This is a genomic window from Caenimonas terrae (genome assembly GCF_042655405.1).
GTDB classification, from domain to species: Bacteria; Pseudomonadota; Gammaproteobacteria; order Burkholderiales; family Burkholderiaceae_C; genus Ramlibacter; species Ramlibacter terrae_A.
In genome coordinates, this window is sequence record NZ_JBHSMF010000006.1 from 1,032,448 (window position 1) to 1,053,412 (window position 20,965).

Genomic DNA, 20,965 nt, shown 5'->3' on the forward strand with positions numbered 1-20,965 from the left:
GTTACAGATTGCCGGCGCCGAAGGTGTCGCAGGCCTTGACGCTGCCGGTCTTCAGGCCGGTGCTGAACCAGTGCTGGCGCTGGGCGCTGGTGCCGTGGGTGAAGCTTTCCGGCACCACGGCGCCGCCGCGCGACTTCTGCAGCGCGTCGTCGCCGATCTTGGCGGCCGCGTTCATGGCTTGCTCGGCGTCGCCCTGCTCCAGGATCTGGCGCGCTTCGTTGGCATGGTTGGCCCAGACGCCGGCGAAGCAGTCGGCCTGCAGTTCCACCTTCACGCTCAGGGCGTTGGCCTGCGCCGGACTGGCGCGGCTGCGCATCTGGTCCACCTTGTCGGCGATGCCCAGCAGGTTCTGCACGTGGTGGCCGACCTCATGGGCGATCACGTAGGCCTGGGCGAAGTCGCCCGGCGCGCCGAGCTGGTTCTTCAGCGTGTCGTAGAAATCAAGGTCGATATAGACCTTCTGGTCGGCCGGGCAGTAGAACGGCCCCATCGCCGCCTGGCCCTGGCCGCAGCCGGTGCGGATCGCGCCGCGGAACAGCACCAGCTTGGGGTTGACGTAGGTGGCGCCACCCTGCTTGAACAACTGCGCCCAGGTGTCCTCGGTGTCGCCCAGCACCTTTCGCACGAAGGTCGCCTCCTTGTCACCGGCCGGCGGCAACGGCGCCGGCGCCTGCTGGGTCTGGGGCGCGGAGCCACCGCCGCCGCTGAGCATGCCCAGGATGGTCAGCGGATTGATGCCGAAGATGGCGCCGCCGACCAGCGCGATGACGACCGCACCGATGCCCAGGCTGCCGCCGCCGATGCTGAAGCCCCCGCCGCCACCGCCTTCGCCCCGGCGGTCCTCGACGTTGTCCGATTCTCGTTCGCCGTCCATGCGCATGAATGCTCCTTGGTACCCACGGTACAGTTGGACGATGGTATCCGCATCCCCTGTAGGAGTGGACCGCGACCCCGCCGTGCTGCGCGCCGGGTTCGCGCCCTCGGGCGGCGGCTAGCTGGCGATGTCGTAGGGGCCGCCGCGGGCCAGCGCGCGCTGGTAGGCCGGGCGCGCGTGGATGCGCGCGAGGTATTCCATCAGCCTGGGCCGCAGCACATCGAGGCCGCCGCGCGCCTGCGCCGCCTCCAGCGGAAAACTCATCTGGACGTCGGCAGCGGTGAAATGATCGCCCGCGAACCAGAGCGTGCGGCCCAGTTCGTCCTCCATGAAGTCCAGGTGCAGGTCGATCTGCGGCTGGATGAAGCCCGAGCGCGCCTTGGCCGCGATGGCGCGCGCGATCGGCTTGGCGAAGAACGGCATGCTGGCCTTGCCGACACGGTCGAACACCAGCTTGAGCAGCAGCGGCGGCATGGCGGAGCCTTCGGCGTAGTGCATCCAGTAGCGGTAGCGCAGGCGCTCGGGGGTGCCCGGCGGCGGGATCATCCGGCCCTGGCCGTGCGCCTCCACCAGGTATTCAAGGATGGCGCCCGATTCCGCCAGCGTGTTGTCGCCGTCCACCACGACCGGCGACTTGCCCAGCGGATGGACCGCCCGCAGCTGCGGCGGCGCCAGCATCGTGGCGGGATCGCGCTCGTAGCGGCGCACCTCGTACTCGAGCCCCAGTTCCTCCAGCAGCCACAACACGCGCTGGGAGCGCGAGTTGTTCAGGTGGTGCACGACGAGCATGCAGGAATGCTACGGCCTGCGGGAATGCAAGTCCATGCCGGCGCGGCACGGGCATCCGGCCTAAAATCGGCACGTGTCCATTCTCAACGCCGACCTGCACTGCCATTCCGTTGTCTCCGATGGGACTCTGACCCCGGAAGAACTGGCCGCCAGGGCAGCCGCCAACGGCGTCGAGCTGTGGGCCCTGACGGACCACGACGAGACCGGCGGCCAGCAGCGCGCCCGCGCCGCCGCCCACGCCAACGGCATGAAGTACCTCACCGGCACCGAGATCTCGGTCACCTTCGCCAGCCAGACGGTGCATATCGTCGGCCTGGGCTTCGATGCCGAGGACCCCAGGATGCTGCAGGGGCTGGTGGCCACCCGCGGCGGCCGCGGCGCCCGCGCCATGGAGATGTCGGACGAACTGGCCAAGGTCGGCATCGTGAACGCCTATGAGGGCGCGCTGCGCTACGTCGGCAATCCGGAACTGATCTCGCGCACCCACTTCGCCCGCTACCTGGTCGAATGCGGCGCCTGCAAGGACACCAACGAGGTGTTCCGCCGCTTCCTCACCGAAGGCAAGCCCGGCTTCGTGCCGCACCGCTGGGCCTCGCTGCGCGACGCGGTGCAGTGGATCAGCGCCGCCGGCGGGGTCGCGGTAATCGCGCACCCGGCCCGCTACAAGTTCTCCGCCAACGAGGAATACGCGCTGTTCAGCGAGTTCAAGGCCCACGGGGGCCGCGGCGTGGAAGTGATCACCGGCAGCCATACCGCCGCCGAGTACGTCAAGTACGGCGAGACGGCCCGCGAATTCGGCCTGGCGGCCTCGCGCGGCAGCGACTTCCACAGCCCCGGCGAAAGCCACACCGACCTGGGCCGGCTGCCCTACCTGCCGGGCGCGCTGACGCCGGTGTGGGAGTTGCTGGCCGACCGCATCCAGTGAACCGGCCCGCGCCGCACGCGCTGGCCGGCATCGCCCTGGTCGTCGTGGCCTGCGCCTGCTTCTCGGTGCTGGACACCACCACCAAGTACATCAGCGCCGCCGTGCCGCTGCTGATGGCGCTGTGGTTCCGCTATGCCTTCCAGGCCGTCGCCACCACGCTGGTGGTGCTGCCGCTGCGCGGCCGGCACGCCCTGCGCACCCGGCACCTGCCATTCCAGTGCCTGCGTGGGCTGCTGCTGCTGGCCAGCAGCCTGTTCGCCTTCGCCAGCCTCAAGTACATGCCGGTCGGCGAGTTCACCGCGATCGTGATGATCTCGCCGCTGGCCATCACAGTGCTGGCCGCCACGGTGCTCAAGGAGAAGGTGTCAACCCCACGCTGGCTGCTGGTGGCGGGCGGCTTCGCCGGCACCATGGTGATCATCCGGCCCGGCGGCCAGACCTTCAACTGGGCCAGCCTGCTGCCGCTGGGCCTGGTCGGCACCAACGCCTGGTTCCAGGTGCTCACCAGCAAGCTGGCCCGCACCGAGGACCCGGTGACGATGCACCTTTACACCGGCTGGGTCGGGACGCTGGTGGCCAGCCTGGCGCTGCCCTTCGTCTGGACCCGGGTGGAGCAGCCCTGGCTGTGGCTGGCGCTGGGGCTGATGGGCGTGATGGCGACCATCGGCCACTTCCTGCTGATCCTGGCCTACCAGCGGGCGCCGGCCGCCACGCTCACGCCCTATCTCTACACCCAGATCGCGTTCGCGATGCTGTGCGGCTGGCTGGTGTTCCGCCATGTCCCCGATGGCCTGTCGATGGCCGGCATGGTGGCGATCGCCGTCTGCGGCGCCGCCGGCGCCTGGCTGACGGTGCGGGAACGCCCGCCGGCGCTGGAACCCGCCCCGGCCTGAACCTCCCACAACATGGCCCAATATTTCGAAGTCCACCCGGACAATCCGCAGCCCCGGCTCCTGAAGCAGGCGACGGCGCTGCTCGAGCGCGGCGGCATCCTGGCGGTGCCCACCGATTCCAGCTACGCGCTGGCCTGCCATCTGGACGACAAGGAAGCCGCCGACCGGCTGCGCCAGATCCGCGGCGTCGACGACAAGCACCATCTGACGCTGTTGTGCCGCGACCTGAGCGAAGTGGCCAATTACGCGCGGGTCGACAACAAGCAGTACCGGCTGCTGAAATCCGCCACGCCCGGCCCCTACACCTTCATCCTGGAGGCGACCCGCGAGGTGCCGCGCCGCGTCAGCCACCCGCAGCGCAAGACCATCGGGCTGCGGGTGCCGCAGCATCGGGTGCTGCAGGAACTGCTGGCGCTCCATCCGACGCCGCTGCTGGCGACCACGCTGATCCCGCCGGACGAAAGCGAGGCGCTGAACGACGCCCAGGAGATCCGCAACCGCTTCGAGAAGCTGATCGCCGGCGTGATCGATGCCGGCGCCTGCCCGTCCGAGCCCACCACGGTGATCGACCTCACGCCGATGGGAACCGGCGGCGACCCGGTGGTGGTGCGCCGGGGCCGCGGCGACCTCGCGCCGCTGGGCCTGTGAAGTCGCTCTGAGACAATCGGCCCCGATGGATATCCCCCACCTCGTTCAAACGGTCCTGATCTACGCGCTGCCGGTGCTGTTCGCCATCACGGTGCACGAGGCGGCGCACGGCTACGTCGCCCGCGCCCTCGGCGACAACACCGCCCATGCGGCGGGACGGGTGACGCTCAACCCGTTCAACCACATCGACCCCATGGGGACGATCGTGATGCCGCTGCTGCTGTACTTCGCGACCTCGGGCGCCTTCCTGTTCGGTTATGCCAAGCCGGTGCCGGTGGACTTCGGCGCGCTGCGCCATCCCCGGCGCGACATGGTGTGGGTGGCGCTGGCCGGCCCGGCGTCCAATTTCGCCCAGGCGCTGCTGTGGGGCATCGGCTGGACGCTGCTCCTGGCCTCGGGCGTGCAGGAGCGCTTCTTCCTGGAAATGTGCAAGGCCGGGGTGCAGGTCAACCTGGTGATGTGGGCCTTCAACCTGTTCCCGCTGCCGCCGCTCGATGGCGGCCGGGTGCTGGTGGGCCTGCTGCCGCTGCGCGCCGCGCTGGCGGTCAGCCGGATCGAACCGTACGGCTTCTTCATCGTGCTGGCCCTGGTGGTCGCCGGCGTCGTCGGCACCTACTGGCTGCAGCCGCTGATGGCCGTCGGCTACGCCGCGATCCTGCTGGCGCTCAGCCCCCTGCAATCCCTGTTTCGCTAGAACGCCCATGAGCCAACCCGCCGTCATCCGCTACCTCACCGGCATCACCACCACCGGCACGCCGCACCTGGGCAACTACGTCGGCGCGATCCGGCCGGCGGTGCAGGCCAGCCGCCGCGCCGGCAGCGAGAACTTCTACTTCCTGGCCGACTACCACGCGCTGATCAAGTGCGACGAGCCGTCCCGCATCCAGCGCTCGACGATGGAGATCGCGGCCTGCTGGATCGCGGCCGGCCTCGATCCCGAGCAGGTGTTCTTCTACCGCCAGTCCGACATCCCCGAGATCCCGGAGCTGACCTGGCTGCTCACCTGCGTCACCGGCAAGGGCGTGCTCAATCGCGCCCATGCCTACAAGGCGTCGGTGGACAAGAACCTGGCAGCCGGCGCCGATCCCGATGCGGACGTGACGGCCGGCCTGTTCATGTACCCGGTGCTGATGGCCGCCGACATCCTGATGTTCAAGGCGCACCGCATTCCGGTGGGGCGCGACCAGGTCCAGCACATCGAGATGGCGCGCGACATGGCGCAGAGCTTCAATCACCTGTACGGCGAGCATTTCGTGCTGCCGGAAGCGGCGATCGACGAGTCGGTGGCCATGCTGCCGGGGCTGGACGGCCGCAAGATGAGCAAGAGCTACGACAACATCATTGCGCTGTTCGCGCCGCCGGCGCAGATCCGCAAGCAGATCGCCGGCATCGTCACCGACTCGCGCGCGCCGGGCGAGCCCAAGGACGTCGAAGGCTCGGCGCTGTTCCAGATCTACCAGGCCTTCGCCTCCGGCGAGGAAACGGCCGCCATGCGCCAGGCCTATGCCGACGGCATCGGCTGGGGCGACGCCAAGCAGCTGCTGTTCGAACGCATCGACCGCGAGATCGCGCCGATGCGCGAGCGCTACCAGGGGCTGATCGACAATCCGGCCGAACTGGAACGCATCCTCCAGGCCGGCGCGCAGAAGGCGCGCGAGCGCGCGACGCCCTTCCTGGCCGAACTGCGGCACGCGGTCGGCCTGCGCAATCTCGGGCAGCAGTCCTCGAAGGCCAAGGACAAATCAGCGCGCGCGGCGCTGCCTTCTTTCAAGCAATACCGCGAAACGGATGGCAAGTTCCATTTCAAACTGGTCGATGCCAGGGGCCGGCTGCTGCTGCAGAGCAAGGCCTTCGATTCGGCCCGGGAAGCCGGCCTGACGATCGCACGGTTGCGCGAGCAACCCACGTCCAGCGCGGACCTGGCCGGAATCGGGGAGACCGCGCAGGGGGTGGAGCCGGACGAAGTCGTCGCCGCGCTCACCCTGCTGGCCGCCCCGGCGTAGGAAACTGACCGCCGGGCAGGGGCCGCATTCAAGCTATCCTCGGGCCCCACCCGCCGCAGAAAGAACCCGAGCGCCATGAGTTTGTATGTGATCGACGACCACCCGCTGATGCGGGAAGCGGTCGTCATGCTGTTGCGGCGGCTGCGCCCCGGCGCCAAGGTGGTCGAACTCGACCGCATCTCCGGCGTCGAGGCCGCCGTGGCAGAGCACGGCGTCCCCGAGCTGATCTGCCTGGACCTGAAGCTGCCCGACACCACCGGCAGCTCCGGGGTGCAGGAGCTCAAGCGCCTTTATCCCGACACGCCATTGGCCGTGCTGTCCGCGTCGCCCGCCGCCGATGCGGAGGAACAGTGCATCGAAGCGGGCGCCGACATCTACATCGAGAAGTCCTCCGGCGCGCAGGAGATCGGCAGCGCCATCCGCGCGCTGATCAACGCCGACGGCGGCTTCGAGGAACTGACGCCGGCCGACAGCAAGCTGTCGAAACGGCAGAAGCAGCTGATCGTGATGCTGGACCGCGGCCTGTCCAATCGCGAGATCGCCGACGAACTGGGCATCAGCGAACACACGGTCAAGGTCCACCTGTGGCGCCTGTTCCGCCGCCTGGGCGTCAAGAGCCGCACGCAGACCATCCACTACGCCCGCACTCACGGCATGTTGACCAGCTGAGCGACGGTGGCGGCGGCCCGCCGCGCCGCCTCGCCGGCGTCGGTGGGCAGCAGCAGCAGGCGGAACACCGAGCCGCGCCCGGGCCGCGACGCCAGCGTCAGCGGATGGCCCAGGATATGGGTCAGCCGCTGCACGATCGACAGCCCCAGGCCGAAGCCTTCCTCGGTGCCCCTGTGGCTGGGCACCTTGTAGAACTCGCGGAAGATGTCGCGCTGGTAGGCCGGCGCGATGCCCACGCCGGTATCCCATATCTCGATGCGGCAGGCCGCCTGCGAGCTGCGGCTGGCCACCAGCACGCCCCCCTGCTCGGTGTACTTCAGCGCATTGGCGATCAGGTTGCCGACGATCCGCTGCAGCAGGATCGGATCCGACAGCGCCGTCCCGGGCGCCAGGTGCATCCGCAGCGACAGCCCCCTGGCCTGCGCCAGCGGCCGGTATTGAAGCTCCAGGTCGTGCAGCAGCTTGGGCAGGTCCACCGGCTCCAGCCGCAGCCGGATCTTGCCGGAGTCCAGCCGCGCCAGGTCGAACAGCGAATCGAACAGCGCGTTGACTGCCTTGGTCGATTCCACGATCTTGGGGGCGATCTCGCCCACCAGGTCGGGCTCGCTGCGCAGCCAGTCGGCATACAGCCCCAGCGCGTGCACCGGCTGGCGGATGTCGTGGGCGGCGCTGGCCAGGAACCGGTTCTTGATCGCCACTGCATCGAGGGCCGCCTGGGTCTGGGCCGTCAGCGTGTCGATCAGCTGGATGTTGCGGTACTGCAGCTCGAAGTTCGTGCGGTGCGTCATGTGCAGGCGCCGCCCGGCCTGCAGCAGCGCCACCCAGAACACCACCAGCAGCCCCATCACCCAGTAGTGGTAGAACGGCCCGCCGAAGCGCAGTTCGACCCCGATCCGCCACAGCATGCTGGCCAGCGCCGTCAGCGCCAGCGCGTTGAGATAGCCGCGCATCGTTGCCAGGTGGCTGGCCAGGCTGTTGATCGAGAACATCGCCATCCCGGCCATGAACAGCCAGCAGATGAACTGGTCGGCCAGCGGCGCCCGGTCGAAGAACAGGCCGGTGGCCAGCCCGCCGACGAAGGCGCTCAGCGGCCACAGGAAGCGCCACTGCGCGAAGAACTGCGCCTGCTGCGCCGCCGGCAGGCGGGCGTAGCACTGCAGCAGCCTGATGCGGGCGGCCGAGACCAGCACGGTGCTGATGGTCCAGGTCGCGAGCAGCCAGTGCGGTGCGTCGTCCCACAACAGGCCGACCACCACCACGGCCATCAGCAGGCCCAGGTATTGCCAGCTGCGGGCCGTGCGCACCAGGCTGCGGACCAGTTCGTCTTCGACCCACCGCGCCTCTTCTTGCGTCCCGATCGCGGGCGAGGTGTCTGGCTTCATTGGCTGCGAGTCTAAGGGACCGCCGGCGCCGGCCGAACCGGATTACATTGGCTGGCGGCCGCCGGCCAGCCCAACATGCCCTCCAGCTTTCTTTCCGACATGCAACGCGCGGGCGCCAGGTCCTTTGCCTCGGCGCGCGCGTGGCTAGGCGGGACCGCCGGCCGCAAGCCGGCACCGCGGGCCCCGGCCCAGGCGCCGGCCGCCCCCGACGAAGCGCAGGCGGGGGACTTCCTCGCGCTGGTGGGCCACGAGCTGCGCAATCCCCTTGGCGCGCTCATCGCCGCCGCCGACGTGCTGGAAAGCTGCGGCGCCGACGCCGAGACGGCGGCCGAGGCCCGCTCGGTCATCGCGCGCCAGGCCCGCAACCTGGCGCAACTGGTCAACGAGTTGCAGGACACGGGCCGCCTGATGGCCGGCAAGACGATGCTGGCACGCCGGCCGCTGGACCTGGCGCCCCTGGTGCAGCGGGTGTGCCAGGCGCTGCAGCTGGCCGCCGCCGCCCGCGGCCATCGCCTGGCCTGCCGGCTGGAAAGCGTGTGGACCGACGGCGACGCCGCGCGGCTGGAGCAGGCCGTCTCCACACTGGCCGTCAACGCCCTGAACCACGCGCCGCCCGGCGCCGAGGTGCTGCTGTCGGTGCGGCGCGAGAACGGCATGGGGCTGGTGGAAGTGCGGGACTGCCGCACCGGCGAGCTGCGCCTGGCGCTGCTGCGGCGGCTGATCGCGCTGCATGGCGGCAGCGTGGAGGAACCGGCCCTGGCGCAGGGCGGCCCGGTCAGCTTGCGCCTGCCTGCGATCGACCCGCCCGCGGCGGCGCCGGAGCTTTCGCTGGCGCCCGGGCGGGGCCGCAAGGTGCTGGTCGTGGCGGGCAACGATGCCGTGCTGGCGGCCCTGCGCGCGCAGCTGGAAGGGGACGGCCACGCGCTCACCACCGCCGCCGATGGCCAGCACGGCCTGAGCAGGCTGCTGGCGCAGCGCCCCGAGGTGACGGTCGTCGGCCCCGGCCTGCCGGGGCAGGCGGGCCTCGAGCTGGCGCGCAATGCCCGGGCCGCCGGCTATGCCGGGCGGATGATCGCCCTGTGCAGCGAGGCCGGCAGCGTGGCGCCGGCGATGGCGGCCGGCTTCGATGCGTGCCTGGTCGATCCGGCCGACCGGGCCCAGCTGGGGGCGAGCATCAGGGTCAGTTAGGCGACAGCCAGGTCACCATTTGTTACCGCCCGACCGTGAAGGATTTCCGGAGCACAATAATCCCAGCCAGCCCGACAGCGGGCGGCAGCATGAGGAACCGGAGCAACATGGGTCACGCACTGATCGTTGAGGACGACCTCGACTCGGCCCGCATGATGGCGGCGCTGGTCACCACCGAAGGCTATACCGCCGCCACGGCACAGTCGCTGCGCGACGCGCGCCGCCAGCTCGCGCTGCAGCCGCCGGACCTCGTGCTGCTCGACCTGCGGCTGCCCGACGGCAGCGGGATGGCGCTGCTGGACGACCAGGCACTGATCGGCAACTCCGAGGTGGTGCTGATGACCGGCCACGCCTCGCTGGAAACCTCGATCCAGGCGCTGCGCTACGGCGCCGCCGACTACCTCATCAAGCCCGTCAGCGCCCGGCAGCTGCAGGCCATCCTGTCGCGGGTGATGAAGCCGTCGGTGCTGCAGGCCGAAGTCGAAGGGCTGCTCGACGAGGTGCAGCGCATCGGCCGCTTCGGCCACATGGCGGGCCGCTCCGGGCAGATGAAACTGGTCTACGAGCAGATTGCCCGCGTCGCCGGCACCTCCGTCACCGTCTTCATCACCGGCGAAAGCGGCACCGGCAAGGAACTGGTGGCGCGCACGGTGCACGACCTGAGCCGCCGGCGCGGCCGGCCGTTCCTGGCGGTCAATTGCGGCGCGATCTCGGCCAACCTGATCGAAAGCGAGATCTTCGGCCACGAGCAAGGCAGCTTTGCCGGCGCCGAACGCCAGCACCAGGGCTTTTTCGAGCGGGCCAGCGGCGGCACCCTGTTCCTGGACGAGATCACGGAGATGCCGCCGGCGGTGCAGGTCAAGCTGCTGCGGGTGCTGGAGTCGGGCACCTGCATGCGCGTGGGGTCCACCACGCCGATCGAGACCGACGTCCGGGTGATCGCCGCCACCAACCGGGACCCGGCGCAGGCAGTGGCGGCCGGCGCGCTGCGCGAAGACCTGATGTACCGGCTGAACGTGTTCCCGATCGAGCTGCCGCCGCTGCGCCAGCGGCGCGAGGATCTGCCGCTGCTGGTGTCCCATTTCCTGCGCGAGATCGGCACCCGCGAGGGCAGCGCCAAGCACGCATCGCCAAAGGCGCTCGCGCGGCTGGCCGAGTACAGCTGGCCGGGCAACGTGCGCGAGCTGCGCAACGCCCTGCAGCGGGCCTACGTGATGACCACGGGCAGCGAGATCGGCGACAGCTGGCTGCCGCGCAACCAGCTGGCCGAACCGCTGCCGCGCCGCGAGCGCGGCTCACAGCTGCAGATCGACGTCGGCACGCCGCTGGCCGCGGCCGAACGGCAACTGATCCTGGCCACGCTGGAACATTTCGGCAACCACAAGGAGCGCACCGCCGCGGCGCTGGGCGTCAGCCTGAAGACGCTCTACAACCGGCTCAAGGAATACGGCATCTAGCCGTGAAGCGGTCGGCGGCGCGCCTGTAGGAGAGTGCGGGCTGTTGCCGGCAGCCGCGTCCGACAGGCGCTGCCGCGGCGCACCCCTAGGATCGCCCGATGACGTCCAGCCCCTGCCCGCTCGAAAGCGCCTGCCTGGCCCTGTGGGCCGCCACCCTGTCGCTGATGACTGCTTACATGCAACAGCGGGCGCCCGCGCACCGCCTGCTGCTGGCGCGGCGCATCGCCGCCAACTTCGACACCCTGTCGCAGCAGGCCAGCTTCGCGCCGGCCAGCCGCGACGCTTTCGCCCGGTTGCATTCGCGCTGGCATGGCATCGCCGAGGGACTGGCGCGGCCGGCCACCCTGCCCGGCGGACCCGGCCTGCTGGAACGACTGCTCGCGGGCGCCCAGCAACGCTTGTGAGGTCTTGCCTACATGGCGCCCGGCCGACGTCCGACAGTGCGCCGCCGTGAACATTCGCAAACTCCCTGAAACAATTTTGTAATTTCAGGGAGCATTCATGGCTAGCCAGCAGGGCATGGCGAAGACGTCGACCCGCACGCTCTGGAAGGGCGCGATCACCTTCGGATTGGTGCACATCCCGATTGCGCTCTATTCGGCCACGGCCGAATCGGACCTGAACTTCGACTGGCTCGACAAGCGCTCGATGGACCCGGTGGGCTACAAGCGCGTCAACAAGAAGACCGGCAAGGAGATCGGCAAGGACGACATCGTCAAGGGCATCGAATACGGCGACGGCCAGTACGTCGTGCTCAGCCCCGAGGAGATCGCGGCGGCATACCCGCGCACCACCCAGACCATCGAGATCGAAAGCTTCGTCGACGCCGACGACGTGCCCTTCGTCTACCTGGAGCGGCCCTACTACGTCGCGCCGATCAACAAGGGCGAGAAGGTCTACGCGCTACTGCGCGAGGCGCTCAAGCAGACCGACAAGGTGGGCATCGCCAAGGTCGTCATCCAGACCAAGCAGCACCTGGCCGTGCTGATTCCCTGCGGCCCGGCGCTGGTGCTCAACCTGCTGCGCTGGGGCGGCGAGATCCGCTCGTGGGAAGACCTGCGCCTGCCGCCGGTGGGCGCCAAGGCGGCCGGCCTGAAGGACAGCGAACTGAACATGGCCAAGCAGCTGATCGACGACATGGCAGGCCAGTGGAGCGCCGGCGAGTTCCGCGATTCGTTCCGCGAGGAAATCATGAAGCTGGTGGAAACCAAGGCCAAGGCCGGCGACACCGAGACGGTGTCGAAGGTGGAGGACGACCCCGGACCACAGCGCGGCGCCGACGTCATCGACCTGACCGAGCTGCTCAAGCGCAGCCTGCAGGTCGGCAAGGCGGCCGCGGCGCCGGCGAAGAAGGCGCCGGCGAAGAAGGCGCCGGCGAAGAAGGCCGCCGCCGCCCGCCCGGCGGCCAAGAAGGCCGCGCCGGCCCGCTCCACCGCGCGCCGCGCCGCCTGACCGGCCCGCGACCATGTCCACCGTCGTCTATTTCTCGCTCTGGCTGGTGGCCGCGCTGGTGGCGATCGCCCTGGTCAGCGCCACCATCGCCCGCAGCCTGCGGTTGCGCGAAGTGCGGCGGCTCAAGGCGGTGGAATTGCTGGACGCGCTGGACCGCTATTCCGAGTGGGTCGCCGGCCAGCGGCGCGCCACCTTCTTCCAGGGCGAAGGAGAAGATGCGGAAACGCCGCTGGAGGAGGCGCGCCACATCAAGCAGGGCTGGTTCCCGGAGCTGGCCGGCGACATGGTGGAAATCCTGATCGTCCACAACCGCCTGGTGGACTTCCTGTGGAACCAGCAGCTGCTGCGCTTCAGAGACCCCGAGAAGTGGATGGAATCGGACCACGACAGCCGCTTCCTGGAGCTGTGGCGGCAGCACCGCTACGCGCTCGGTGGGGTGCAGCTCAAGCTGCGCGCGCTGGCGCACGTGCCGCATTCGGAGCGCGACGAGCACCAGCTGGCCTGAGGGCGGTGCGCCTCAGGCCCGGTCGCTGGCCAGCAGGTCGGGATCGGACGCGGCGCCACTGGCGCCGCCGGCGTGGCCGGCGAAGCGCCCGGCGGCCAGGTCTTCCTCGAACGCCGTCACCCAGCTGCTGCCGGCGGCGTCCTCGTAGCTGAAGGCGAGCGCGCTGGCGGCCAGCTTGACCGTCACCAGCGCCGTGACGTTGCCCGGCATCAGGGGCGGCGAGATCTCCATCTTGGACACCTCGAAGCGGGCCGCCTCGACGCCGGCCGATTCCAGCGCCGCCAGGAACTTGCTCTTCTCAACCGGCAGGAACTGATCGAGGCGGATCACGCGGCTCATGGTGTTCCGTCGGGCCGCAATGCCGATGCTTCTCGTCCCGCCATGTCGCTCCCTGAGGTCCTGCTCGTGAAAACGGCGATTCTATCCGGGCGCCTCTGCTGGCGAAGCGCGCGGCTTCGTGCTGAAATGACGTGGCATGAACCCCGAGCCCAGCACCTTCGCAGCGGCCATGGCCCGCGCCTGGCGGGCCGTCGTCAAGGCGTTCACGCCGGCGCCAGACGCCCCCGGCTCGCAGCAATACGGCAGCGACACCACGATGTTCGGCGGCCCGACCGAGCAGCCGCGCGAGGCCGGCCGCGACGCCGGGAAAAACGAATTCTGGGTGCCGACCGAAACCACCGACTTCGCGGACGTCGAGGCCGAGCGCGCCGCCCGGCACCGCCGCTGAGCCTCAGGACTTGCGCTGGCGCAGCCGGTGCTTGCGCTGCCGGTCGAGGAACCATGCCAGCAGCGGCAGCAGCAGCACCGAGCCCGGCAGCGCCCAGATGAACAGGTAGGGACTGACCGCCGATGCCGAGCGCACCATGTCCTTGAGCCGGGCCTTCTCCTCGGGCGTCCACTTGCCGCCGCGGCGCTGCTTCATCAGCAGCGGCCAGGCACCCTTCATCCGCGCCAGTTCGTCCTGCAGCCGGCGCTTCTCGCGGCTGTTGCCGGCCAGGAAGGAACAGAACCACACCGGCGCGCGCTTCATCCTGGCCTGGAACACGGTAGTGGAGCTGGCGTCGAAAGGCGTGCCTGGATCCGCGCCCGCATCGCGCGCAAGCACGATGTCGATCTCCCGCTCCTGGGTCGATGGCAGCTGGTTCATCCTTTTATCTTAATTTTCGTGCGCCGCCGTACGCGCAGGACATGTATCGATTCGTCATCCAGGTGAACGAGGCTGCACGCGTCGGCCACCGGAACCGGCGCTGGCCTACACCCGCGGATGCGACGCGTGCCTATTCTCGAGATGTTTTGAGAAGGCAAAAACATGGTGGACGACAGCCACATCGCCCGGTTGCAGGTCGAGGACTTCAGCGCCTGCGAGGACGAGCTCCCGGGCATGAAGCCAGCAGCCCCTTGAAGCTCGCGAGCTTCAACGTCAACGGCGTCAACGGCCGCCTGCCGCAGCTGCTCGAATGGCTGGACGAAAGCGCGCCTGACATTGCCTGCCTGCAGGAGATCAAGACAGCCGACGCCCGCTTCCCCGCCAAGGCGATCGAAGCCGCCGGCTACGGCGCCATCTGGCATGGCCAGCCGTCGCACCACGGCGTGGCGATCCTGGCGCGCGGCCAGGTGCCCAGGGAGGTACAGCGCGGCCTGCCCGGCGACGACGCCGACCGCGAGGCCCGCTATCTGGAAGCGGACGTGATGGGCCTGCGGGTCGCCTCGGTGTACCTGCCCAACGGCAATCCCCAGCCCGGCCCCCGCTTCGACTACAAGCTGGCCTGGTTCGAACGCCTGATCGAGCATGCGCGCGGGCTGGTCGACTCCGGCCTGCCGGTGGTGCTGGCCGGCGACTTCAACGTGGTGCCCACCGACTTCGACATCTACAACCCCTGGCCGTGGCGCCTGGACGCCGTGCTGCAACCGCAGACCCGCGCCGCCTACCAGCGGCTGCTGGCCCAGGGCTGGATCGATGCCAGCCGCAAGCTGCATCCCGACGAACGCATCTACACCTTCTGGGTCAACGCCGCCGCGTTTGCGCGCAACGCGGGCTTTCGGATGGACTTCCTGCTGCTGAGCCCGGCGCTGGCAGGCCGGCTGGAGGCGGCCGAAGTGGACAGCGCGCACCGCGGCCGCGACAAGCCCAGCGACCACGCGCCGGTGTGGGTCCGGCTGGCGCCCGGCGCCGGCGCCGTTACCTGATCGCCACGCCCCAGGGCAGTTCGCCCACCGCGACGTCGGCCAGCTTCCGGTTGCTGGCGGTGTCGATCACCGACACCGAATTCGAGCGGCCGTTGGCGACATAAAGCTTGCCGCCGTCCGGCGAGATCGCCATGTTCCAGGGCCGCTGGCCGACCGGGATGCTGGCCACCACCCGCTGGCTGGCCGGGTCGATCGCGCTGACGCTGGCGCCGCGGCCGGCGGACACGTAGACCCGCTGGCCGTCGGGCCGCACGGTGACGCCGTTGGAAAATTCGCCGGCCCGCACCGTCGCCAGCACCTTGCGCGTCGCCACGTCGATCGCATAGACCATGCTCTCCAGTTCGCATGCGACGTACACCTTGCTGCCGTCCGGCGTGAACGCCAGACCGCGCGGCCGCTTGCCCACCTGGATCGACGCCACCTGCCGGCGCGCCTGCACGTCGATGACGTCGACCTGGCTGGCCTCTTCGGCGCTGACGTAGATCCAGCGGCCGTCGGGAGAGAACTCCGCATGCTCCGGGTTCTTGCCTTCGGTGGGAATCTTCGCGATCACGGCGCCGCGCGCCGTGTCCACCAGCAGCACGCTGTTGGTCAGTTCGATGGCGGCCGCGACCATGCTGCCGTCGGCCGAGATGCCCAGGCCCTCGGGCGATTCGCCCAGGGCGATGCGGCGCAGCACGGCGCGGGTGGCCAGGTCCACTTCCACCAGGCTGCCCGAGGGCTGGTCGCTCACGTACAGCACGCCGCGCGCCGGGTGCACCACGATGCCGCGCGGCTTGCCGCCCAGCACGATGGGCTCCAGCGTGGTGTCGGTCGCGACGTCGATCACGCTGATCGACCCCGACTTCTCGTTGCTCACGTAGGCGAAGGGCGCGGCCCGGGCGGGGCTCGCGCAGGCCAGCGCCATCCAGGCGGCCAGGACGGTCAGGGCAGTTCGCATGTCAGGATCCTCGCAATCGCGGCAGGCCGATGCGCCGCGCCGACGCATGGCCGTTGAACCAGTGCCACAGCGCGGCGGCGATGTGCAGCACCAGCAGGGACATCAGCAGCCACACGGCCAGCAGATGCAGTGTCGACATCGCTTCCTTGCCGGCCGGCCAGTCATGCCCCCATTGCGGCAGCGCCCGGCCGAAGTACAGCACCGGATAGGCAGTGAAGGACGAACCGAGGTAGCCGGAGACGGCAAGCGCGAGCAGCGTCGCCAGCAGCAGCGCGTGGTTGACGCGGGCGGCGATGCGCTGCCAGCGCGGCAGCGGGTCCGCTGCGTCGCCGCGGCGGCGCGCCAGCAGCCACGCCAGCACGACCAGCGCGATCGTCAGCCCGATCGACTTGTGCAGGTTGAACCAGCCGGCCCGCAAGCCGGGCGGACTCTTGGGCACGGTGCGCATCCACCAGCCCAGCACCAGCTGGCCGGCCACCGAGGCCGCCACCAGCCAATGGAATGCGATGGTCACGCTGCGGGAATGAGTCAGGGAGGGCATTGATGCGGACACGGTGTCGGATTTCCTGCTCGGCAGCAATAACCGCCCCACGAAAAATGTCGTTCTGTTCAAACTATATCGGCATCGCAGCACACGTGCGACCTTGCGGCCATCGGGCGAACTTCCGGCACCCGGCAGGGACACTGGGCCCGTCCCCCGCGCGGCGCGTGCCAACCAACGAAAATACGGGGGTGTCGCCGCTCCCGTTCCACCCCGCAGTTTCCACCTGGCTGAAAGGCCGCTTCGGCGCGCCCACCGAGGTCCAGGTGCAGGCCTGGGCCGTCACCTCGCAGCGCCGCCATGCGCTGATCGCGGCGCCCACCGGCTCGGGCAAGACGCTGGCGGCATTCCTGTCGGCGATCGACGAGCTGGTGCGCGCAGGACTGCAGGCGCCGCTGGCCGACCAGGTCTACGTGCTGTACGTGTCGCCGCTCAAGGCCCTGTCCAACGACATCCGCAAGAACCTGCAGGAGCCGCTGGCCGGCATCGGCGCGCAGCTGGCGGCGCTGGGCCTGCCCGACGCCGGCATCCGCGCCGCAGTGCGCACCGGCGACACGCCGACCGCGGAACGCGAGCGCACGCGGCGCAAGCCACCCCACATCCTGGTGACGACGCCGGAATCGCTGTACATCCTGCTCAGTTCGGAGTCGGGCCGCGCCATGCTGGGTTCGGTCCGCAGCGTGATCGTCGACGAGCTGCATGCGGTGGCCGGCAGCAAGCGCGGCTCGCACCTGATGCTGTCGCTGGAGCGGCTCGACGCCCTGTGCCGGCAGCCGCCGGTGCGCATCGGCCTGTCCGCAACGGTCAAGCCGCTGCAGGAGATGGCGCAGTTCCTGGTCGGCCAGCGCGAGGAAACGGCAACCATCGTCGACGCGGGCCACATCCGCAAGCGCGACCTGGCCATCGAGGTGCCGCGTTCGCCTTTGACGGCGGTGATGCCCACCGAAGTCTGGGCCGAGATGTATGACCGGCTGGCCGAACTGGTCGCGCAGCACCGCACCACGCTGATCTTCGTCAACCAGCGCCGCACCGCGGAGCGGGTCGCACGCCACCTGGCCGAGCGGCTCGGCGAGGAGCACGTCACCGCCCACCACGGCAGCCTGGCGCGCGAGCACCGGCTGCAGGCCGAACAGCGGCTCAAGCAGGGCGAGCTCAAGGTGCTGGTGGCCACCAGCTCGCTGGAACTGGGCATCGACATCGGCGACATCGACCTGGTGTGCCAGGTCGGCTCGCCGCGCGCCGTCAACGCCTTGCTGCAGCGGGTCGGCCGCGCCGGCCACGCGATCGGCGCGATCCCCAAGGGGCGCCTGTTCCCGCTGGCGCTGGACGACCTGCTGGAATGCACCGCGCTGCTCGACGCCGTGGAACGCGGCGAGCTCGATCGCATCCGGGTCCCGGCCAAGCCGCTGGACGCGCTGGCGCAGCACATCATCGCCGAGACCGCCTGCCGCGAATGGCCGCTGGACGCGCTGTATGAATGCCTGCGGCGCGCGCAGCCATACCGTGACCTGACGCTGCGCGAGTTCGAGCAGGTGGTGCAGATGCTGGCCGACGGCTACAGCACCCGGCGCGGGCGGCGCGGCGCCTACCTGCACTACGACGCCGTCAACCGCATGCTGCGGGCACGGCGCGGGGCCCGGCTGGCGGCGGTGACCAACGCCGGCGTGATCCCGGACCAGTTCGACTACGAGGTGGTGCTGCAGCCCGAAGGGCACAAGGTCGGCACGCTCAACGAGGACTTCGCCTTCGAAAGCCTGCCCGGCGACATCTTCCAGCTGGGCAACGCGTCCTACCGCATCGCCAAGGTGGAGACCGGCAAGGTGATGGTGGAAGACGCCAGGGGCCAGGCGCCGACCATGCCGTTCTGGCTGGGCGAAACGCTGGGCCGCACCGACGAACTGTGCGAGGCGGTGTCGCGCGTGTGCGAGCAGGCGGACGCCCGCCTGGCCGGCGGCGTGGCCGCCTGCGAGCAATGGCTGCGCGACGACCTGCGGCTGCCGGCGGCGGCGGCGCAGCAGCTCGCGCTGTACCTGGCGTCCGCGAAAGCCGCGCTCGGCGTCCTGCCCACCCGCAGCCACATCGTGTTCGAGCGCTTCTTCGACCAGGTCGGCGACACCCACCTGGTGATCCACTCGCCGTACGGCTCGCGCATCAACAAGGCCTGGGGCCTGGCGCTGCGCAAGCGCATGTGCCGCAAGTTCAACTTCGAACTGCAGGCCAGCGCGCTGGAGGACAGCATCGTGCTGTCGCTGGGCCCGAGCCACAGCTTCGCACTCGACGAGGTGCAGCATTACCTGAAGTCGGCCAGCGCGCGCGAGGTGCTGGTCCAGGCCCTGCTGGACGCGCCGATGTTCGGCACCCGCTGGCGCTGGAACGCCACCGCCTCGCTGGCGATCCGGCGCATGAACGGCGGGCGCAAGGTGCCGCCGCAGTTCCAGCGCTCGGATGCGGAAGACCTGCTGACCGTCGTCTTTCCGGACCAGCTCGCGTGCGGCGAAAACCTGGTGGGCGAGCGCGAGATCCCGGACCATCCGCTGGTGAACCAGACACTGCACGACTGCCTGCACGAGACCATGGACGCCGACGGGCTGGTGCGCCTGCTGGCGCGCATCGAAAGCGGCGAAGTGGCCATCAGCTGCCGCGACCTGGCCGCGCCCTCGCCGCTGGCATACGCGATCCTCAACGCCCGCCCCTATGCCTTCCTGGACGACGGCGCCGCCGAGGAACGCCGCACCAAGGCCGTGAGCACGCGGCCGCTGATGGACCTGCAGACCGCGCAGGACATCGGCAAGCTCGACCCGCTGGTGATCGCGCAGGTGCGCGAGGACGCCTGGCCCGACATCCGCGACGCCGAGGAACTGCATGACGCATTGGTGGTGCACGGCTTTCTCGCGGCCGACGAAGCGCCCTTTCCGCAGTTCGTACAGGCGCTGCAAGCGCAGCGCCGCATCACGCGCCTGGGCGATCTGTACGTCGCGGCCGAGCGGCTGCACGAATGGCGCGCGCTGTATCCGAATGCGCCGCTGGTGCCGGCCATCGAGCCGAGCTGCGCCGATCGCCCGTCACCGGAGCAGGCGCTGTGCGAGATCCTGCGCGGCCGGCTGGAGCTGCTGGGCCCGGTGACGGCGCAGGTGCTGGCCGCGCCGCTGGGGATGGGCGCGGCCGACGTGCTGCCCGCGCTGCTGCGGCTGGAAGCCGAAGGCGCCGCGATGCGCGGCGCCTTCAGCGCCGCCGGCGCCGACGAGTGGTGCGACCGGCGGCTGCTGGCGCGCATCCACCGCAACACGCGCGACAAGCTGCGGGCCGAATTCCAGCCGGTGCCGCCGGCGCAGTTCATGCGCTTCCTGTTCCGCTGGCACCAGCTCGCCACCAGCGAGGGCGACGAGCGCCGCGAAGGCGAGGCCGGCCTGGCCGAGGTGCTGCGGCAGCTGGAAGGCCATGCGGCGCCGGCCTCCGCCTGGGAAGAAGACCTGCTGACGGCGCGCGTCGACGACTACACGCCGGCGATGCTGGACAAGCTGTGCGCCGTCGGGCGCGTCGCCTGGTGGCGGCCCACCGTCGGCCAGGCCGCGGGCGAGCAAGTCGTCCGGTCCGGCGAGGAGGAACGCGTGCCGCGCAAGACCGGCCCGATCCGCGGCACCCCGGTGCTGCTGTGCGAGCGCGACGCCCTGCCCCATTGGCAGCAGGCCGCCGGCGCGGCGCCGGTGGACGAATCGGCGCTCTCCGGCAGCGCGCGCCAGGTGCTTGCCGCGCTGCGCTTCCACGGCGCGAGCTTCTTTGCCGACCTGCAGCATGACGCCAGGCTGCTGGGCACGCAGGTGGAACAGGGCCTGGCCGAACTGGTCGCGCACGGCCTGGCCAGCTGCGATTCCTTCGCCGGGCTGCGCGCGCTGGTGATGCCGGAAGACAAGCGCAACAAGCTGCGGCGCCGGCGCAGCGCGCACGACCCGATGGACGATGCGGGCCGCTGGTCGCTCACCCGGCGCTCGCGGCCGCCGGCCGACGTGCCCGGCGCGCTGGCCGAGCCGCACGTGGAGCACATCGCCCGCGTGCTGCTGCGCCGCTATGGCGTGCTGTTTCGCAAGCTGCTGGAGCGCGAGGACGGCCTGCCGCCGTGGCGCGAGCTGTATTACGTGCTGCGCCGGCTGGAAGCGCGCGGCGAGGTGCGCGGCGGCCGCTTCGTCAGCGGCTTCTCGGGCGAGCAGTTCGCGCTGCCCGAAGCCGCGGCCGCCCTGCGCAAGACCGCCCGGGAGCCGGGGCGCGAGCGGGTCGCCATCTCCGCGGTGGACCCGCTGAACCTGGCCGGCATCCTGACGCCGGACGACAAGGTGCCGCGCCTGCCCGGCAACCGGCTGCTGTGGGAAGGCGGCGTGCCGATCGCGGTGCAAAGCGGCGGCGACATCCGCTTCCTCAAGGAGCTGGAAGCGCCGGTGCAGTGGGAGGTGAAGAACCTGCTGATCCGGCGCCAGCAGCCCGCCAGCTACCTGGTGCCGCCGCCGGGAATGTCGTGAG

General features: G+C 70.2%; 21 protein-coding genes. 14 read left to right on the forward strand and 7 right to left on the reverse strand.

Going from position 1 to position 20,965, the window contains the following annotated elements; all coding sequences use genetic code 11:
* Nucleotide 1: 1 nt before the first annotated feature.
* Both ypfJ and ACFPOE_RS11830 read right to left on the reverse strand, forming a co-directional pair.
* Nucleotides 2-880 carry a KPN_02809 family neutral zinc metallopeptidase gene (gene ypfJ, locus ACFPOE_RS11825; RefSeq protein ID WP_376850282.1) on the reverse strand — a complete coding sequence of 293 codons (879 nt, stop codon included), beginning with the start codon at nt 878-880 and terminating at the stop codon, nt 2-4.
* Between the two features lie 111 nt (nt 881-991).
* On the reverse strand, nt 992-1,663 hold the full coding sequence (locus tag ACFPOE_RS11830; protein ID WP_376850283.1) for a glutathione S-transferase: 672 nt from the start codon (nt 1,661-1,663) through the stop codon (nt 992-994).
* A 73-nt stretch (nt 1,664-1,736) separates the two neighbouring features.
* Here ACFPOE_RS11830 and ACFPOE_RS11835 point away from each other — a divergent pair, with 73 nt between their 5' ends.
* The 6 genes from ACFPOE_RS11835 to ACFPOE_RS11860 all read left to right on the forward strand — a co-directional run bounded on the left by ACFPOE_RS11835 (nt 1,737) and on the right by ACFPOE_RS11860 (nt 6,801).
* Nucleotides 1,737-2,588, forward strand: a complete 852-nt coding sequence (locus tag ACFPOE_RS11835; RefSeq protein WP_376850284.1) for a 3',5'-nucleoside bisphosphate phosphatase — start codon at nt 1,737-1,739, stop codon at nt 2,586-2,588.
* Nucleotides 2,585-3,481 carry a DMT family transporter gene (locus ACFPOE_RS11840; protein ID WP_376850285.1) on the forward strand — a complete coding sequence of 299 codons (897 nt, stop codon included), beginning with the start codon at nt 2,585-2,587 and terminating at the stop codon, nt 3,479-3,481. Before ACFPOE_RS11835 ends, ACFPOE_RS11840 begins: the two co-directional genes overlap by 4 nt.
* A gap of 12 nt (nt 3,482-3,493) precedes the next feature.
* Nucleotides 3,494-4,129: an L-threonylcarbamoyladenylate synthase gene (locus ACFPOE_RS11845; protein ID WP_376850286.1), complete on the forward strand. Its 636-nt coding sequence runs from the start codon at nt 3,494-3,496 to the stop codon at nt 4,127-4,129.
* A gap of 25 nt (nt 4,130-4,154) precedes the next feature.
* Entirely contained in the window at nt 4,155-4,823 is a 669-nt protein-coding gene (locus ACFPOE_RS11850; RefSeq protein ID WP_376850287.1) for a site-2 protease family protein, read from the forward strand.
* A gap of 7 nt (nt 4,824-4,830) precedes the next feature.
* Nucleotides 4,831-6,132 (forward strand): tryptophan--tRNA ligase, encoded by a 1,302-nt coding sequence (locus ACFPOE_RS11855; RefSeq protein WP_376850288.1) that lies wholly within the window; start codon nt 4,831-4,833, stop codon nt 6,130-6,132.
* A gap of 75 nt (nt 6,133-6,207) precedes the next feature.
* A complete protein-coding gene (locus tag ACFPOE_RS11860; protein WP_376850289.1) occupies nt 6,208-6,801 on the forward strand; it encodes a response regulator transcription factor in 594 nt (197 codons plus the stop codon).
* Here ACFPOE_RS11860 and ACFPOE_RS11865 read toward each other — a convergent pair.
* Nucleotides 6,780-8,183 carry a sensor histidine kinase gene (locus ACFPOE_RS11865; RefSeq protein ID WP_376850290.1) on the reverse strand — a complete coding sequence of 468 codons (1,404 nt, stop codon included), beginning with the start codon at nt 8,181-8,183 and terminating at the stop codon, nt 6,780-6,782. The genes ACFPOE_RS11860 and ACFPOE_RS11865 overlap by 22 nt on opposite strands.
* A 99-nt stretch (nt 8,184-8,282) precedes the next feature.
* Between ACFPOE_RS11865 and ACFPOE_RS11870 the strand changes: the two genes are divergently transcribed.
* The 5 genes from ACFPOE_RS11870 (at nt 8,283) to ACFPOE_RS11890 (ending at nt 12,785) form a co-directional block, all read left to right on the forward strand.
* Entirely contained in the window at nt 8,283-9,371 is a 1,089-nt protein-coding gene (locus tag ACFPOE_RS11870) for an ATP-binding response regulator (protein ID WP_376850291.1), read from the forward strand.
* A 107-nt stretch (nt 9,372-9,478) separates the two neighbouring features.
* Nucleotides 9,479-10,828, forward strand: a complete 1,350-nt coding sequence (locus ACFPOE_RS11875; protein ID WP_376850292.1) for a sigma-54-dependent transcriptional regulator — start codon at nt 9,479-9,481, stop codon at nt 10,826-10,828.
* Between the two features lie 98 nt (nt 10,829-10,926).
* The gene (locus ACFPOE_RS11880) at nt 10,927-11,232 is read left to right on the forward strand and encodes a hypothetical protein (protein WP_376850293.1); all 306 of its coding nucleotides are present in this window, start codon (nt 10,927-10,929) and stop codon (nt 11,230-11,232) included.
* Between the two features lie 97 nt (nt 11,233-11,329).
* Nucleotides 11,330-12,280 (forward strand): non-homologous end joining protein Ku, encoded by a 951-nt coding sequence (gene ku / locus ACFPOE_RS11885; RefSeq protein WP_376850294.1) that lies wholly within the window; start codon nt 11,330-11,332, stop codon nt 12,278-12,280.
* Nucleotides 12,281-12,293: 13 nt separating this feature from the next.
* A complete protein-coding gene (locus ACFPOE_RS11890) occupies nt 12,294-12,785 on the forward strand; it encodes a hypothetical protein (RefSeq protein ID WP_376850295.1) in 492 nt (163 codons plus the stop codon).
* 12 nt (nt 12,786-12,797) lie between these two features.
* On the opposite strand, the gene ACFPOE_RS11895 is transcribed toward ACFPOE_RS11890, so the two are convergent.
* Nucleotides 12,798-13,124, reverse strand: coding sequence for a hypothetical protein (locus tag ACFPOE_RS11895; protein ID WP_376850296.1), 327 nt, complete (start codon nt 13,122-13,124; stop codon nt 12,798-12,800).
* Between the two features lie 136 nt (nt 13,125-13,260).
* Between ACFPOE_RS11895 and ACFPOE_RS11900 the strand changes: the two genes are divergently transcribed.
* A complete protein-coding gene (locus ACFPOE_RS11900; protein WP_376850297.1) occupies nt 13,261-13,512 on the forward strand; it encodes a hypothetical protein in 252 nt (83 codons plus the stop codon).
* Between the two features lie 3 nt (nt 13,513-13,515).
* Here ACFPOE_RS11900 and ACFPOE_RS11905 read toward each other — a convergent pair whose 3' ends face one another.
* Nucleotides 13,516-13,932 carry a hypothetical protein gene (locus tag ACFPOE_RS11905; protein WP_376850298.1) on the reverse strand — a complete coding sequence of 139 codons (417 nt, stop codon included), beginning with the start codon at nt 13,930-13,932 and terminating at the stop codon, nt 13,516-13,518.
* A gap of 251 nt (nt 13,933-14,183) precedes the next feature.
* Between ACFPOE_RS11905 and xth the strand changes: the two genes are divergently transcribed.
* Nucleotides 14,184-14,972, forward strand: a complete 789-nt coding sequence (gene xth / locus ACFPOE_RS11910; protein ID WP_376850299.1) for an exodeoxyribonuclease III — start codon at nt 14,184-14,186, stop codon at nt 14,970-14,972.
* Here the strand turns inward: xth and ACFPOE_RS11915 are convergent.
* Nucleotides 14,965-15,912: a beta-propeller fold lactonase family protein gene (locus ACFPOE_RS11915; RefSeq protein WP_376850300.1), complete on the reverse strand. Its 948-nt coding sequence runs from the start codon at nt 15,910-15,912 to the stop codon at nt 14,965-14,967. The two genes, xth and ACFPOE_RS11915, sit on opposite strands and share 8 nt — an antisense overlap.
* 1 nt (nt 15,913) lies before the next feature.
* A complete protein-coding gene (locus ACFPOE_RS11920; RefSeq protein WP_376850301.1) occupies nt 15,914-16,426 on the reverse strand; it encodes a cytochrome b in 513 nt (170 codons plus the stop codon).
* 218 nt (nt 16,427-16,644) lie between these two features.
* On the opposite strand from ACFPOE_RS11920, the gene ACFPOE_RS11925 reads away from it, so the two are divergent.
* Nucleotides 16,645-20,964, forward strand: a complete 4,320-nt coding sequence (locus ACFPOE_RS11925) for an Lhr family helicase (protein WP_376850302.1) — start codon at nt 16,645-16,647, stop codon at nt 20,962-20,964.
* Nucleotide 20,965: the final 1 nt, after the last annotated feature.